Annotated in this window: 12 protein-coding genes; all 12 read left to right on the top strand. The window is 53.8% G+C overall.

The genetic code is table 11. The features are described 5' to 3' along the window. Window positions 1–227 precede the first annotated feature (227 nt). The 12 genes from dpsA (at window position 228) to ymfI (ending at window position 14,869) form a co-directional block, all read left to right on the top strand. Window positions 228–1,127, top strand: coding sequence for a dipicolinate synthase subunit DpsA (gene dpsA / locus K2F33_RS28645; protein ID WP_263880246.1), 900 nt, complete (start codon window positions 228–230; stop codon window positions 1,125–1,127). After that, window positions 1,124–1,720: a dipicolinate synthase subunit B gene (locus K2F33_RS28640; protein WP_076168024.1), complete on the top strand. Its 597-nt coding sequence runs from the start codon at window positions 1,124–1,126 to the stop codon at window positions 1,718–1,720. The genes dpsA and K2F33_RS28640 overlap by 4 nt, the downstream gene beginning before the upstream one ends. Before the next feature lie 457 nt (window positions 1,721–2,177). Continuing rightward, entirely contained in the window at window positions 2,178–3,395 is a 1,218-nt protein-coding gene (gene dapG / locus K2F33_RS28635; protein WP_263880245.1) for an aspartate kinase, read from the top strand. A gap of 50 nt (window positions 3,396–3,445) precedes the next feature. Further along, complete coding sequence (dapA, locus tag K2F33_RS28630; RefSeq protein ID WP_263880244.1) at window positions 3,446–4,333, top strand: 4-hydroxy-tetrahydrodipicolinate synthase; 888 nt, start codon at window positions 3,446–3,448, stop codon at window positions 4,331–4,333. Window positions 4,334–4,637: 304 nt separating this feature from the next. After that, window positions 4,638–6,317, top strand: coding sequence for a ribonuclease J (locus tag K2F33_RS28625; protein WP_076168017.1), 1,680 nt, complete (start codon window positions 4,638–4,640; stop codon window positions 6,315–6,317). A 254-nt stretch (window positions 6,318–6,571) separates the two neighbouring features. Beyond that, window positions 6,572–7,333 (top strand): ClpP family protease, encoded by a 762-nt coding sequence (locus K2F33_RS28620; RefSeq protein WP_076168014.1) that lies wholly within the window; start codon window positions 6,572–6,574, stop codon window positions 7,331–7,333. Continuing rightward, window positions 7,330–7,548: a YlzJ-like family protein gene (locus tag K2F33_RS28615; RefSeq protein WP_076168012.1), complete on the top strand. Its 219-nt coding sequence runs from the start codon at window positions 7,330–7,332 to the stop codon at window positions 7,546–7,548. Before K2F33_RS28620 ends, K2F33_RS28615 begins: the two co-directional genes overlap by 4 nt. Before the next feature lie 75 nt (window positions 7,549–7,623). Beyond that, window positions 7,624–10,305 (top strand): FtsK/SpoIIIE family DNA translocase, encoded by a 2,682-nt coding sequence (locus K2F33_RS28610; protein WP_263882477.1) that lies wholly within the window; start codon window positions 7,624–7,626, stop codon window positions 10,303–10,305. Window positions 10,306–10,525: 220 nt separating this feature from the next. Then, window positions 10,526–11,350: a spore cortex-lytic enzyme gene (gene sleB / locus K2F33_RS28605; protein ID WP_076168007.1), complete on the top strand. Its 825-nt coding sequence runs from the start codon at window positions 10,526–10,528 to the stop codon at window positions 11,348–11,350. A 181-nt stretch (window positions 11,351–11,531) separates the two neighbouring features. Beyond that, window positions 11,532–12,812, top strand: coding sequence for an EF-P 5-aminopentanol modification-associated protein YfmF (gene yfmF / locus K2F33_RS28600; RefSeq protein ID WP_076168004.1), 1,281 nt, complete (start codon window positions 11,532–11,534; stop codon window positions 12,810–12,812). Window positions 12,813–12,815: 3 nt separating this feature from the next. Further along, a complete protein-coding gene (gene yfmH / locus K2F33_RS28595; protein WP_089546572.1) occupies window positions 12,816–14,096 on the top strand; it encodes an EF-P 5-aminopentanol modification-associated protein YfmH in 1,281 nt (426 codons plus the stop codon). Beyond that, the gene (gene ymfI, locus K2F33_RS28590; RefSeq protein ID WP_076167998.1) at window positions 14,096–14,869 is read left to right on the top strand and encodes an elongation factor P 5-aminopentanone reductase; all 774 of its coding nucleotides are present in this window, start codon (window positions 14,096–14,098) and stop codon (window positions 14,867–14,869) included. Before yfmH ends, ymfI begins: the two co-directional genes overlap by 1 nt. The last annotated feature ends 36 nt before the right edge of the window (window positions 14,870–14,905 follow it).

Below are 14,905 nucleotides of genomic sequence, written 5' to 3'. Positions count from 1 at the left end.
GTTCGTTCCCGAAAGGGTTCGGTCTCCAGGCTTTTTTACATAGAAGGAAATATAGGCTTCAGAGACCCAGCTTCCTATATCGCAAGGGAAATTGCTGCTACATGCGGTCCGGCTTCCTGAACAGTGCGCCTACAAACGTTTTTTATTTGACGGGCGTCTTTCACCCCTCCTTAGGCAGCGGCATATGATGGATTCATAACAGTGTTTTTGAAAGGAGTGACATCCTTGTGCTGACTGGAGTTCATATTGTGTTCCTAGGCGGGGATGCACGGCAGATCGAGGTGATCCGTAAATGTTCGGAGATGGATGCTACCGTCAGCGTGGTCGGATTCGACAAGCTGAATGAAAGGGTCCTGGGAGTCTCGTGGGAACGCCTCTCTTCTGAACTGCTTTCTGCGGCAGACGTTCTCGTGCTGCCTGTTGTCGGGTGTGATGATACAGGAGCGATCCAGACGCCATATTCTGGAGAGTCCTTAAAGCTGCTGGATGAGCATTTGGCCGCTCTTCCGTCGCATTGTACCGTTTATACGGGAATGGCCAAACCCTATCTGCGCAGCCTATGCGCAAGCCACGAGGTACGCCTGTTGGAACTGCTGGACCGGGATGATGTTGCCATTTTTAATTCCATCCCAACGGCGGAAGGCGCACTGGTGATGGCAATCCAGAATACGCCGTTTACGATCCACGGTTCGGATTGTATTGTGCTGGGATTGGGTAGAACCGGGTTTACGATGGCGAAAAGCCTACAGGGACTCGGGGCGAAGGTGAGGGCCGGCGTCAGGTCGGAAAAGGATTTTGCCAGAGCGGAGGTCATGGGCTGGGAGCCTTTCCTGACAAGGGATTTGGCGGATCATGTGCGAAGTGTCGACTTGATTTTTAACACGATTCCGACTATGATAGTCACAGCGCAAATCCTGTCAAGAATGCCCCAAAGCGCCGTCATTATTGACCTTGCTTCGGCTCCCGGAGGATGTGATTTCCGGTATGCGGAGAAGCGGGGTATTAAGGCCTTGCTGGCTCCTGGATTACCTGGAATCGTAGCTCCCAAAACAGCTGGAATGATTATTGCCAATGCTTTGGTACAGTTGATTTCGGACGAGATCAAGATTCGGGGGGATGGGGAATGAACTTGCAGGGTAAAACGGTAGGTTATGCGATTACGGGTTCACATTGTACGCTTGCTGAAATTATGCCGCAGATTCAACGATTTATGGACGCCGGTGCCAAAGTGGTGCCGATTGTATCCAATTCGGTGCAGGTAACGGACACCCGCTTCGGCACATCCGCGAGCTGGCTGGAACAGCTGAAGAACATCACGGGGAGCGACATCATCACCTCAATTGTGGATGCGGAGCCTCTGGGACCGTCCAAACTGCTCGACGTGCTGGTCATTGCGCCTTGCACGGGCAATACGACAAGCAAGCTGGCCAATGCCATTACGGACAGTCCTGTCTTGATGGCCGCCAAGGCCCAAATGCGGAATTTGCGTCCGCTGGTGCTGGCGATTTCCACCAATGACGGATTGGGATTAAACGCAGCGAATATCGCCAAGCTGCTTGTGACCAAGAACATTTATTTTGTTCCGTTCGGTCAGGATAATCCGGTGCAGAAGCCCAATTCGCTGGTTGCGAACATGGAGCTGATCCCCGAAGCGTGCGATGCGGCTCTTGAAGGAAGACAACTGCAGCCTATGCTGATTCAACGCATGTTTTCCGCGTAATCCAGATCGGCTGCATTCGTTTCGAGTTCCGGCACCCGAAACTGCATTGTCCAGCCCCAAGCAGATGCTGCGGGCGGTAATTTTGCGCCCCATGCCGTAAGACACGGGGCTGTTTGCATCGTTTATTCCGGGCCGCCGTAATCGGATAAATATCAGTGTACAGGACATAAGTTGAATGAACCAAATGGTCGTAGAGACCAAATAGTAAATGTAGGACGACTCGATCGAAGTGATCGCAGCCTGTTTTGCTTATCCCGGTTGGATGCGGCACCGGATCTTGTGAGGATGCCGATTCGGGCGGGAACAGGAAACTAGGCTGCGATTACGAACTGCTGGCCAAAGGCATGTGTTCATGCTTTGGCTCTGAGGAAGGGTACAGCCGACACGGCTGTACACGTCACAGGAAATCGACGCAGCTAAACGTTCTGCCGTTCTTATCTAGCATGGGGGAATTGAAATGAGCATCTTAGTACAGAAATTCGGCGGTACATCTTTGTCGACTCCGCAAGCAAGGGAACTCGTCATCAAGCACATTAGACGCGAACTGGACAACGGTTATCAGCTTGTTGTCGTCGTTTCCGCCATGGGACGCAAGGGGGAGCCGTATGCGACAGACACGCTCCTGGACTGGGTTTCCCAGAACGGGAACGCTCTTCCGTCGCGGGAGCGGGATTTACTGCTGTGCTGCGGTGAAATCATATCGGCTGCCACGCTGTGCAGCCTGCTGGAGGATGAAGGCATCACCTCCACGGTGCTGACCGGGGCTCAGGCCGGATTTGTCACCGATGATCAATACGGCAACGCGCGGATTAAGGACGTCCGTCCGGAGCGGATTGTGAAGGAGCTCGAAACGCATCAGGTGGTCGTCGTCACCGGTTTTCAGGGTCAGACCGAAACCGGGGACTTTACCACTTTGGGGCGGGGCGGAAGCGATACTTCGGCAACGGCGCTGGGTGCGGCGCTGCGTGCCGAAATGGTTGACATCTACACGGACGTCAACGGGATTCTGACAGCGGATCCCCGGATCGTCGAAGACGCCAAACCGCTCTCCGTCGTAAGCTACGCTGAAATTTGCAACATGGCCCAATACGGAGCCAAGGTTATCCACCCGAGAGCCGTTGAAATTGCGATGCAGGCGCATGTGCCGGTGCGGGTGCGGTCCACCTTTTCGGAAGATGAAGGAACGCTGGTTACCCAGCCGGAAGGCTTCAGGGACGTTCAGCTGGGCTTCATGGACCGGTATGTGACGGGAATCGCCTACGTGAGCAACGTCACTCAAATCACGGTGGAATGCGAGAACGAAGGAGATAATCTTCAGCTCAGAGTGTTTAAAGCCATGGCTGAAAATTCCATCAGCGTCGATTTTATTAATGTTACCCCGACAGGAGCGGTCTATACCGTTTTTGACCATGATTCGGAGAAAGCGGTCCGGGTGCTTCAGGAATTGGGATTCCGGCCTAAGAGCCTTTCCGGCTGCGCCAAGGTTTCCGTCATCGGAGGCGGGATCAACGGAGTGCCGGGAATCATGGCCAAAATCGTCGAATCCCTAAGTGAACAAAATATCCAAATTCTGCAGTCGGCAGATTCGAATACGACCATATGGGTGCTGGTGAAAAAAGAGGATATGGTACAGTCTCTTCGGGCGCTGCACGCCAAATTCGAGCTGCATCGGTAGTCATAAATCTGGAAAACGCACTTTTACGTCCTATTAGGAGGTTGTACAAGATGGATTTCGGTAGGTTGATTACGGCCATGGTGACTCCCTTTGATGAGCAGGGAAATGTGAACTGGACAGAAACCGCCAAGCTGATCGATTACTTAATTGAGGACCAGCGGTCCGAATCACTGGTTGTCTGCGGAACGACCGGTGAGTCCCCGACGCTGACGGAGGAAGAAAAGCTCAAGCTGTTCGAATTTGCGGTAGACCATGCCAAAGGGCGCTGCAAAATTATTGCCGGTACCGGCAGTAACAGCACCGCGCATTCGATCCATCTGACCCAGGAAGCCGAGAAGCTCGGGGTCGATGGCGTTTTGCTCGTTGTGCCTTATTACAACAAGCCGAACCAGGAGGGGTTGTACCGTCATTTCGAAGCCATTGCCCGCAGCACGAAACTGCCGGTTATGCTGTATAACGTCCCTGGACGGACCGTCGTAGGCCTGAGCACCGAGACGACGCTTAGACTGGCTGAAATTCCGAACGTGGTCGCCACCAAGGAATGTGCTTCGCTCGAGCAGGTAACCCAGATCGCAGCCGGGGCGCCGGCGCATTTCCGGGTTTATTCCGGTGACGATGCATCGGGTCTGCCGGCTATGGCCGTAGGAGCATACGGTATCGTGAGCGTGGCCGGACATATTATCGGCGCTTCCATGAAGGACATGATTACGGCCCATTTGGAAGGTGAGCAGGTGCAGGCCGCACGGCTTCACCAGAAGCTGTTTCCTGTATTCAAGGGCCTGTTTGAGTCCCCGACTCCGCTGCCGAATCCGGCTGCTGTCAAGTATGCGCTCAATTTGTTGGGTCACTCCGTCGGAGGCGTAAGGCTTCCGCTCATCGGACCGAATGAAAAAGAAGCGGAATTTATCGAACGGTTGGTTCATTCGCTTGCGGAATAATTGAATCCTCTTATAAGCTGACAGAAACAGCGTCCTTACCAGGGCGCTGTTTTTATGTGTTTAGGATGCATGTCTTTGGGTTAAGGCCTAAGCAGGGACGCTGCTTTTGAACGGGCTTTTTGTCAATAGGGATATTTCAAATAAACAGCATGGATTTGGGGAACTCTAATGCCTACTTTCAGGGTGACTTGTGTTTTGACTTTTTTATCATGTATAATGAGGTCAAGTGACTGGGTGCGGTATATTTTTGAAATATAAATATTAAATGGTACGACGTCCAAAACCATAGGAGGGTTAGATTCATTTGTCTAAAAAAAATAATAACGATAAATTGGCGATTTTCGCGTTGGGCGGCGTCGGTGAAATCGGGAAAAACATGTATGTCATCCAATACGGCAATGACATCGTAGTCGTAGATGCCGGATTGAAGTTTCCAGAGGAGGACATGCTCGGGATCGATATCGTCATTCCCGATATTTCCTACCTGACGGAGAATCGTGACAAGGTGAGAGGCATTTTGCTGACGCACGGACACGAGGATCACATCGGTGGATTGCCTTACGTGCTGAAGCATCTGAACGTTCCTGTATACGGAACCAAGCTGACGCTTGGCCTGGTGGAGAACAAGCTGAAAGAAGCCAATCTCCTTGGCGAAACGAAGCGGATTCTGATTCACGAAGATTCCGAAGTGGCGCTCGGCTCCACGCTGAAAGCAACGTTCTTCAGAACCAACCACAGTATTCCGGATTCGGTCGGGATTTGCATCTCAACGCCGGAAGGCAACGTGGTTCATACAGGCGACTTCAAGTTCGATCATACGCCGGTTAACGGACAATATGCGAACTTGCAGCGGATGGCCGCTATTGGAGAAGAAGGCGTATTGGCGCTTCTGTCGGATAGTACCAATGCTGAGAAACCGGGCTTCACGCCATCGGAGAAAAACGTGGGTGTCGTCCTTGAAGATATTTTCCGGAAATCATCCCAGCGCGTAGTTATCGCTACTTTTGCTTCGAATGTTCACCGGATTCAGCAGGTGGTCAATGCGGCGGAATCCACAGGACGGAAAATTACCGTCATCGGACGCAGCATGGTAAACGTCGTTTCCATCGCAGCCGAGCTTGGATACCTTCACGTGCCGGACGGCATGTTGATCGAGCCTGAAGAAGTTAACAAGATGGCCGCTGACCGTGTCGTCGTATTGTGCACAGGCAGCCAAGGAGAGCCAATGTCCGCATTGACGCGGATGGCCCGTTCCACACACCGCAAGGTTGATATTCTGCCGGGTGATACCGTTATCATTGCCGCGACACCGGTACCGGGAAATGAGAAATATGTCGGCCGTACGATCGACGAGCTGTTCCGTCTCGGAGCGGATGTCATCTACAGCGGTTCGAATTCCGGAGTACACGTATCGGGTCACGGCAGTCAGGAAGAATTGAAGCTCATGCTGAATTTAATGAAGCCGAAATTCTTCATCCCGATCCACGGTGAATATCGCATGCAGCGCCGTCACGCACTGCTGGCCGAGTCTGTCGGCGTAGATCCGGACAATATCTTTATTACGGATATCGGCGAGATCGTCGAAATCCAGAACGGATCTGCCCGTAAAGCCGGTAAAGTAACAGCTGGCAACGTGCTGATTGACGGATTGGGCGTTGGAGACGTTGGCAACATCGTCCTCCGCGACCGTAAACTGCTGTCACAGGACGGAATTCTGGTTGTAGTCGTTACGCTGAGCAAACAAGACGGCACGATCATGTCCGGACCGGACATTATCTCCAGAGGATTCGTATATGTTCGCGAATCGGAAGGGCTGTTGGATGAAGCGAACCGCATTGTTTCCAGTACACTGCAGAAATTGATGAGTGAAAATGTTAATGAATGGGCTTCCTTGAAGACAGGCGTGAAGGATGCGCTGGGCCGGTTCCTCTATGAGCAGACCCGCCGCAGACCGATGATTCTGCCGATCATCATGGAAGTGTAATCAATTGAATAAACCAGCGTCTTGAACAGCACACAGTCGCCCCCTTTCCGCAGGCAATATTGGACGGTTTCCTGCGGAAGGGGGCTTTTTGTCGTTTAATGACAATGTAATAGGAGATTCTGAAAGGAACTGGAACCTGAAGAGACGGCCGGGCATAGGCTCTGTGAATAGGGTTATTTTTTCGGTATAATTCATGTCTTTCCTCCACCATACTACAATGACAGGAAATTATATGGTTAGGAAAGGACGATGACATGATGACACAAAATACACGCCGTGCGCCGATGAGCGAAACGGAGGCGCCGGAACAAGCCCCTGCTGTAAACCCGGAACCGACGGCATTGGATACGCTGAAGCAGCTGGGACAAATGAACGTGCCGCAGGGAACCGAGTCGAACATTTTTTGCCTGACGATCATCGGACAAATCGAAGGGCATCTGGTCCTTCCGCCGCAGAACAAAACGACGAAATACGAGCACATTATTCCCCAGCTGGTTGCTGCGGAGCAAAGCAAACAGGTGGACGGAATAATGATTATTCTCAATACAGTAGGCGGTGATGTGGAGGCTGGACTGGCCATCGCCGAAATGATCACGTCCCTTACCAAGCCTACCGTCACCGTCGTCGTCGGGGGCGGGCACAGCATCGGTGTGCCGATCGCGGTAGCTTCGACGTACTCGCTTATCGCCGAGAGCGCCACCATGACCATTCACCCGATCCGCCTGAACGGACTTGTGATCGGTGTGCCGCAGACGTTCGAATATATGGAGAAAATGCAGGAGCGCGTCGTCCGCTTCGTCACCTCCCATTCGCGGATTACGGAGGAGCGGTTTAAAGAATTAATGTTCCGCACCGGCGAGCTGAACCGGGATATCGGTACGGCGGTGGGCGGACTGGATGCCGTTAAATACGGCTTGATGGACGAAGTAGGAGGCATAGGCCAGGCTCTGGCCAAGCTGAACAAGCTGATCGATGAGCGTAAACAACCGATTGAGGCGGAGGGGATTACTCAATGACGCTTCATACCATTATGCCGCTTGATGCTGTGTGGGAGGAGGGCTTTACCCCTGTCCAAACGGCGGAGGTAAGGCTGCAGGGCGTCCTGATGGAAGTCAAACCGCTTGATGCGGGCCGGGCCGAAATCGTCCGGCTGCTCGACTGCCCGCTTGAATCGTACCTCAACCCGGCGTTTGCCCCAGGACAGGTAATACGCTACATTCCGACACTGTAAAATGGACCTTTAGCAGCAGAAACAGAACATAGGTGCCCCACGGTATTATATGGTATAATATTGGCCGGGGGTGACATTTTGGCTAAGCGAAGAAAGAAGAAGAAGGCAGTACTGACCAATGTGCTGAAATACGAAATATACGGAATTATACTGATCACCCTTTCCGTTATCGCCTTATCCGGTGAAGCGACGGTAGGGTGGTCATTATCCAAAATGTTCGGACTGCTGTTAGGGCGGTTTTATTTTGTGATCCCCCTGGTGGGAATCTACTTGGGCCTCAGCGTCATGATTCAGCGAAAATGGCCGAAACGGTGGAATACGCGGAGAAGCGGAATTCTGCTGTTGATACTGGCCTTGGTACTTATGAGCAGCATTTCTTCATTGGAAAAGAAACTGGGTCCGGTTGGCGCATTGAGCACCGGGAACATATTATCCCAGGTACATACGGACTTGCAGGGAGCGCTGCTGTCGCCATCGGCCCGCGGCGACCACTCCATGCTGAATAAGGACATCAGCGGAGGCTACATCGGCGCCATCGAGTTTGCGGCGCTCTATTGGCTGTTTGGGACCTTGGGCTCGAAGCTGATGATGATCGTTATGTTTATTATCAGCTTTATGCTGATTACGAATCTGTCGTATGTCGATCTGATGCGAATCTTCCGCAGCAGGCTGTTGAAGGCCGGCGAGAATGTCCAGAAGCGGATGGACAACCGCCGCCAGTCGTCCAAGGTCGCTTCCAAACGGGCGGCTTCGTCCAGGCAGAAGAAACCGCAGCCGCTCCCGGCTGACGACGATGAGGATGAATTGGACGAGGACTTCGTGCCGCCGAAGCCGAAGCGGAGCGCCCCGGTGTTCTTCCAGCTGTTCGGCAGCAGGTTTGCCAAGAACGAAGCACAGCCTCCGCTTGCTGATGATGAGCTGGACGGCAGCGATATTCTTGAACCGGTCAGGGACAGCCGTTCCGCTGCAGGCGAGCGGTTCAGCGAGGCGGTGGAGCCAGAGGAGAACGATGCATTCGACCTGCACGAGGAGCCGCTGTGGGCGGAACCGAAGCGGAATGAATCTTCGCCGATCATCCGCGACTTTTTCGAGCATGTGAAATCCGAAGGCAACGTCGATCCGGAGGAATCGGACGAAGCATACGCCGGATCTGCCGGGGCCGCTTTTCCGCCTGAAGGCATCAGCACGGAATTCCATGAGGATACCGCTGGGACGCCGGACGGCGGGGCGCCGGCAGCCGCTGCGGATCTCCAGGGAGAATCCGCGGGAAGTCCGGCTGAGCCGGCGGAGGCGCTGGAGCTTGCGATGACGCCGCCAGCGCCTCCGCCGAAGCCGTACAAGCTCCCGCCCTTCAGGCTGCTCTCCAAGCCCCAGAATGGCGGCAAGGCAGGCGATCAGAACGATTATAAGCAAACCGCCCGCAAGCTGGAGGCGACGATGGAGAGCTTCGGCGTACGGGCGAAAGTGCTTGAGGTCGTTCGCGGGCCAGCGGTGACGCGGTACGAAATCCAGCCGGATATCGGCGTGAAGGTCAGCCGGATTGTCGGGCTTACGGACGATATCGCGCTGGCTTTGGCCGCGAAGGATATCCGGATGGAGGCGCCGATCCCAGGCAAATCGGCCATCGGCATCGAGGTGCCGAACAATGAGGTTTCGCTCGTGACGATGCGCGAAGTTATGGAAACGCCGGTCTTTCAAGACGCCTCGTCGAAGCTGTCGATCGCTTTCGGCCGGGACATTTCGGGACAGACGATCGTCGGCAATCTGGCAAAAATGCCCCATTTGCTCGTCGCCGGCGCCACCGGTTCCGGTAAATCGGTCTGTATTAACGGCATCATTACGAGCATCCTGTATAAGGCGAAGCCGGATGAAGTGAAATTTCTGATGGTCGATCCGAAGATGGTCGAGCTGAACGTGTATAACGGCATTCCGCATTTGATGGCGCCTGTCGTGACCGATCCGAAGCGTGCTTCCCTGGCGCTGAAGAAGATCGTGGTCGAGATGGAAAAGCGCTATGAGCTGTTTTCCAAATCCGGCACGCGCAATATTGAAGGCTATAACAACCTGATGAAGGACAATCCGGCCGCGGTGCTGCCTTATATCGTGGTCATCGTCGACGAGCTGGCCGACCTGATGATGGTCGCCGCGCATGACGTTGAGGAAGCGATCACCCGCCTCGCCCAAATGGCGCGGGCCGCGGGCATTCACCTGATCATCGCCACCCAGCGGCCGTCCGTCGACGTCATTACGGGTGTCATTAAGGCGAATATCCCGTCGCGGATCGCTTTCGGGGTATCGTCCCAGGTCGACTCCCGGACGATTCTCGACATGGCAGGCGCCGAGAAGCTGCTGGGCCGCGGGGATATGCTCTTCATGCCGATGGGAGCGTCCAAGCCGATCCGCGTGCAGGGGGCATTTATGACCGATCAGGAAGTCGAGATCATCGTTAACTATGTCCGCGACCAAGGGGAAGCCAAATACGATGAAAGTCTCGTTCCCGAAGTGGAGGAAACGTCGCAGGATGCCGACGACCAGCTGGACGAGCTGTACGATCAGGCCGTTCAGATCGTGCTGGAATCCAAACAGGCATCCGTGTCGCTGCTGCAGCGCCGGATGCGGGTGGGGTATACCCGTGCGGCCCGCTTGATCGATTCGATGGAAGCGCGGGGGATTATCGGACCTTACGAGGGAAGCAAACCGCGTGAGGTGCTCGTCTCCCTGGAGCAGTATCAGCAGCAGAACCGCATCAGCTCATAGTCCGGTAATTATTGCCGGATGTGCTATATATTCCTTGGAGGCCTCTCATGATCGTTCATGAGGGGCCTTTTTGGCGGTGATTTGCATGGGAATACGCTTGAAAGCTTCTATCGGCAGAACACATTCTTTCTCTTGGGCAGGGTGTATAGGAAATGGGGCCTGTTGTCATAATAACCGTAGCCATCCTGTCAAACCCACAAGAGAAAGGTAGAGCTAACCCATGAAAAACGCAAAATTATGGATCATCATCGGTTTGGTGTTTCTATTGTCTGCGGCGGTCTATGCAGGTGTAAGACCCCATACGGATTCCAAAGCTTCGTCCAAAGCGGCGGTGGAGCCTGCGGAACAAACCATACCTACATTCGGATCAACGGTTTTGAAGTATGGATCCTCAGGCCAGGATGTGTATGAACTGCAGGGGCGCCTGAAATTTTTGGGCTTTTATAATGGAAAGATTGACGGACAATACGGATGGAGCACGTTGAAATCCGTCAAATGGTTCCAGTCCGAATTCGGGATGAAGGTGGACGGAACGGTCGGAGCCAAAACCAAGCTGAAGCTGTACAATGCCACCAAAAATTGGCAGCCATCCGCAGCCGAGTCCGGAAACGCCGCCGGCAAACAACCGAGCACAAGCGGCAATCAGAAAAACACAAGCGAACCGATGGCCTCGGCCAACACGATGGGCCTGTCCGAAAACGATCTGAAAATTATGGCTAATGCGGTGTACGGCGAATCCCGCGGTGAACCGTTTGAAGGACAGGTTGCCGTGGCAGCGGTCATTCTGAACCGTGTCAAATCGCCAAGCTTTCCGAATACGCCCCATGGCGTTATATTTCAGCCGGGCGCATTCACGGCGGTAGCCGACGGACAAATTTATCTCACGCCGAACGAAACGGCCCGCAAAGCGGTGCAGCAGGCGTTAAACGGCTGGGATCCGACCGGCGGATGCCTGTACTACTTTAACCCGAAAACAGCCACTTCGAAGTGGATCTGGTCCCGGCCTCAAGTCTTGACGATCGGACAGCATATTTTCTGCATGTAAAAGGATTGGACGTAAGTTTGGCACCGTAACTTCGTTCGTTCCCCGAAGCAGATTGCGCATGAGGGAAAACAGCAACCGGAGGGTTTGTCTTCGGTTGCTTCTTCACTTTCCAATGGTATAGAATGGAACTTGATCAAAAGCGTGACGCTTTATAAATTCATGGCTAAAGGAGTTTTGGACCTTGAATACAACTGCTTTTCAACATGGAAACGCCAAGCGGATCCGGATTCACGTTCTGCCGACGAAACGCTTTAAGACGTTTGCAATATCGCTCTACGCAGGCATCCCGCTTGCAGAGGACACCGTAACGCCTACGGCCTTGACTCCTTTTGTACTCCGCCGGGGTACCGTTACATATCCGGAGACCCGCCAGTTCCGCGAACAGCTGGAGCAAATGTACGGGGCCGGCTTCGGTTTTGATGTGTATAAAAGAGGCAACTACCAGATGGTGCACTTCCGGATGGACACAATTAACGATTCGTTCGTAAAGAGCCAGGAGAGCCTGCTCGCATCCTCATTTGCTTTTCTCGGCGAAGTGGTGACGCGTCCCGTTTTGGAGGGAGGCCGTTTCCGCAGTTCTTACGTTCAGGCGGAGAAGGAGAACGTCCGCAAGAAGCTGGAATCCATCGTCAACGATAAGATCCGCTACGCCTCCGAGCGCTGCATCGAAGAGATGTGCCGCAACGAGCCTTACCGTCTTCACGCGCTCGGACAGCGTCAGGACCTGGAGAAAATTACGCCGGAGAGCCTGCACGACGGGTACCGCAAATGGCTGAGTGAAGCCAGCATGGACCTGTATGTGGTCGGGGACACGACGCTCGAGGAAGTGGAGAAGCTCGTCAACGCGCACTTTGATCTCGGTTCTGAACCGGGAATTACGTATAAGACCGAGACGCCGGTGCGCCAGTCGGGCGAGCCTCGTACCGTAGTGGAGAAAATGGAAGTGAGCCAGGGCAAGCTGAATCTGGGGCTGCGCACCTCCATCACTTATGGGGATGATCATTATGCGGCAGCGTTAATGTACAACGGCATTTTGGGCGGATACCCGCATTCCAAGCTGTTCATGAACGTAAGGGAAAAAGCGAGCCTCGCCTACTACTGCTCTTCCCGCTATGACGGGCACAAGGGAATTGGAACGATCCAGTCCGGCATTGAAGTGCAGAACTACGAAAAAGCGCTCGATATTATCAAGGGCCAGCTTGAGGAAATGCGCTCCGGGCGCATTACCGATCTGGAGATGTCGCAGACGAAGGCGATGATCCGGAATCTGCTTCTTGAAATTGAAGATTCGGCTTTTGAAATGATCGCTTACGACTTCAACCGTCAATTCTCCGGCAAAGACCGATCAAGAGAAGAGCTGCTGCAGCAGGTGGAAGATATTCAAGTCGCGGATGTTCAGGCGGCCGCGTCGACTTTTGATTTGGATACGATTTATTTTCTGAAGGGTCAGAAGGAGGAATAGCCGGTGGAAAAACTTCAGTACGACAATTTGCAGGAGACTCTCTATTATGAAGTGATGGATAACGGCCTTCACGTCTACGTGCTTCCGAAGCCGGGTTTCCAGAAAACCTATGCGACGTTTGCCACTAAATACGGTTCTGTCGACAACCACTTCCGGGTGGAGGGACAGGACGAAATATCGGTTCCTGACGGGATCGCCCATTTCCTGGAACATAAAATGTTCGAGGAGCCGGAAGGCGACATTTTCGCCACATTCGCCTCCCACGGCGCATCCGCCAACGCATTTACGAGCTTCGACCAGACCGTGTACCTGTTTTCAGCAACCGAGCACATTCCCGAGAATCTGGAGACGCTCGTGAACTTTGTGCAAAATCCTTATTTCACCGACCAGAACGTCGACAAGGAAAAGGGGATTATCGGGCAGGAAATCAACATGTACCAGGATAACGCCGACTGGCGCGTCTATTTTGGCCTGATCGAAGCGATGTATAAAATCCATCCGGTGCACATCGATATTGCCGGTACGGTGGAATCCATCAGCACGATTACGAAGGAGACGCTGTACACCTGCTATAACGCCTTTTATCATCCGAGCAACATGCTGCTGTTCGTCGTCGGCGGAGTAAAGCCGGAAGAAGTGTTCGACCTCGTCCGTGCCAACCAGGCGAAGAAAGATTATCCGCCTCAAGGCAAAATTGAGCGTATCTTTGAGCCGGAGACGGTCGGTGTTGCGGAAAAACGCCGGGTTAACAAGCTGCAGGTGTCCATGCCGAAATGCCTGTTCGGGTTTAAGGAAAAAGAAGTGGGACTGACCGGCAAGGAGCTGCTGAAGCGCGACCTGACAACAAAGCTCATGCTTGATTTGCTGTTCGGGTCAAGTACGGAGCTGTACCAAAAGCTGTACGACGAGGACCTGATCTCCGACAGCTTCTCGCATGAATACAGCAGTTCTCCGCAGTATGCCTTTTCGGCCGCGGGCGGAGACACCCGTGATCCCGACCAGCTTCTTGCCCGGATCCGCGAAGAGGTCGACGGCATTCTGGCATCCGGCTTCAAGGAAGAAGATTTCGAGCGCGCCCGCAAGAAAAAAATCGGCGGATACCTGCGCATGCTGAATTCTCCGGAAAATATCGCGCATGAATTCACCCGCTACCAGTTCCGCGGCGGCGACTTCTTCAGCGTGATTCAGCTGTATGAGTCCATTACGCTCAGCGATGTGAACAACCGCCTTAAAGAGCATGTGGACTGGGATCAGCTGGCGGTATCGGTCGTGGTGAATCCTTAATGCAGCATAGGGGAGAGGAGAGCCTGCACAAGCCGATCGGAGAGACGACGGTGCTCGTCACCGGGGCGAGCCGCGGCATCGGTGCCGCCATCGCTGAGCGTTTTGCAGCGGTAGGGATGAACGTGGTGATCCACTACGGATCATCGCACGAAGCCGCCAATGATGTGGCCCGGCGCTGCATGCAGTCCGGAGCCAGGGTCATGACGGTCTCCGCCGATTTGCGGGATAAAGACCAGATTTTGCGCATGCGCGACAAGCTGGACACCCACGGTTTGCTGCCGGACATTTTGGTGAACAATGCGGGCGTCTCTCACTACGGCCTTCTTTCGGACGTGACCGAGGAAGAATGGGACGAAGTGATGTCCGTTAATTTAAAAGGCATGTTTCTGTGTACACAAGCTTTTATGCCTTATATGATTTCTCAGCGAAGCGGCCGCATTATCAACATATCCTCCGTCTGGGGGATTTCGGGCGCTTCCTGCGAAGTGCTGTATTCGACTACCAAAGGCGGTATTAACGCTTTTACCAAAGCGCTTGCCAAAGAACTTGGCCCTTCTGGCGTCACGGTGAACGCGGTAGCTCCGGGCGCGGTGGATACCGAGATGCTGAATCATTTGGACGACGAGGAAAAACGGATGCTCGAGGATGAAATTCCGGCCGGACGGCTGGCCAGACCCGACGAAATTTCGTCCCTCGTTTATTTTCTCGCGCTGCCCGAATCCGGCTACATCAACGGTCAGGTAATAAGCCCCAACGGTGGATGGATTACCTGAGCCGCCAGGACGGTCTTCCCTGCATAGGCGCGCCCC

Origin of the sequence: Paenibacillus sp. PSB04, from assembly GCF_025809195.1 — a bacterium.
Lineage (GTDB): Bacteria > Bacillota > Bacilli > Paenibacillales > Paenibacillaceae > Paenibacillus_AQ > Paenibacillus_AQ favisporus.
Note: the sequence above shows the minus strand (reverse complement) of the source record. Positions and strands in the feature narration are given on the sequence as shown.

Excerpts from the sequence above, each read along its gene's own strand:
- ymfI (WP_076167998.1), top strand. The coding sequence starts at position 14,096 with ATGCAGCATAGGGGAGAGGAGAGCCTGCACAAGCCGATCGGAGAGACG.
- K2F33_RS28620 (WP_076168014.1), top strand. The coding sequence starts at position 6,572 with ATGATGACACAAAATACACGCCGTGCGCCGATGAGCGAAACGGAGGCG.
- K2F33_RS28640 (WP_076168024.1), top strand. The coding sequence starts at position 1,124 with ATGAACTTGCAGGGTAAAACGGTAGGTTATGCGATTACGGGTTCACAT.
- sleB (WP_076168007.1), top strand. The coding sequence starts at position 10,526 with ATGAAAAACGCAAAATTATGGATCATCATCGGTTTGGTGTTTCTATTG.
- K2F33_RS28615 (WP_076168012.1), top strand. The coding sequence starts at position 7,330 with ATGACGCTTCATACCATTATGCCGCTTGATGCTGTGTGGGAGGAGGGC.
- dapA (WP_263880244.1), top strand. The coding sequence starts at position 3,446 with ATGGATTTCGGTAGGTTGATTACGGCCATGGTGACTCCCTTTGATGAG.
- dapG (WP_263880245.1), top strand. The coding sequence starts at position 2,178 with ATGAGCATCTTAGTACAGAAATTCGGCGGTACATCTTTGTCGACTCCG.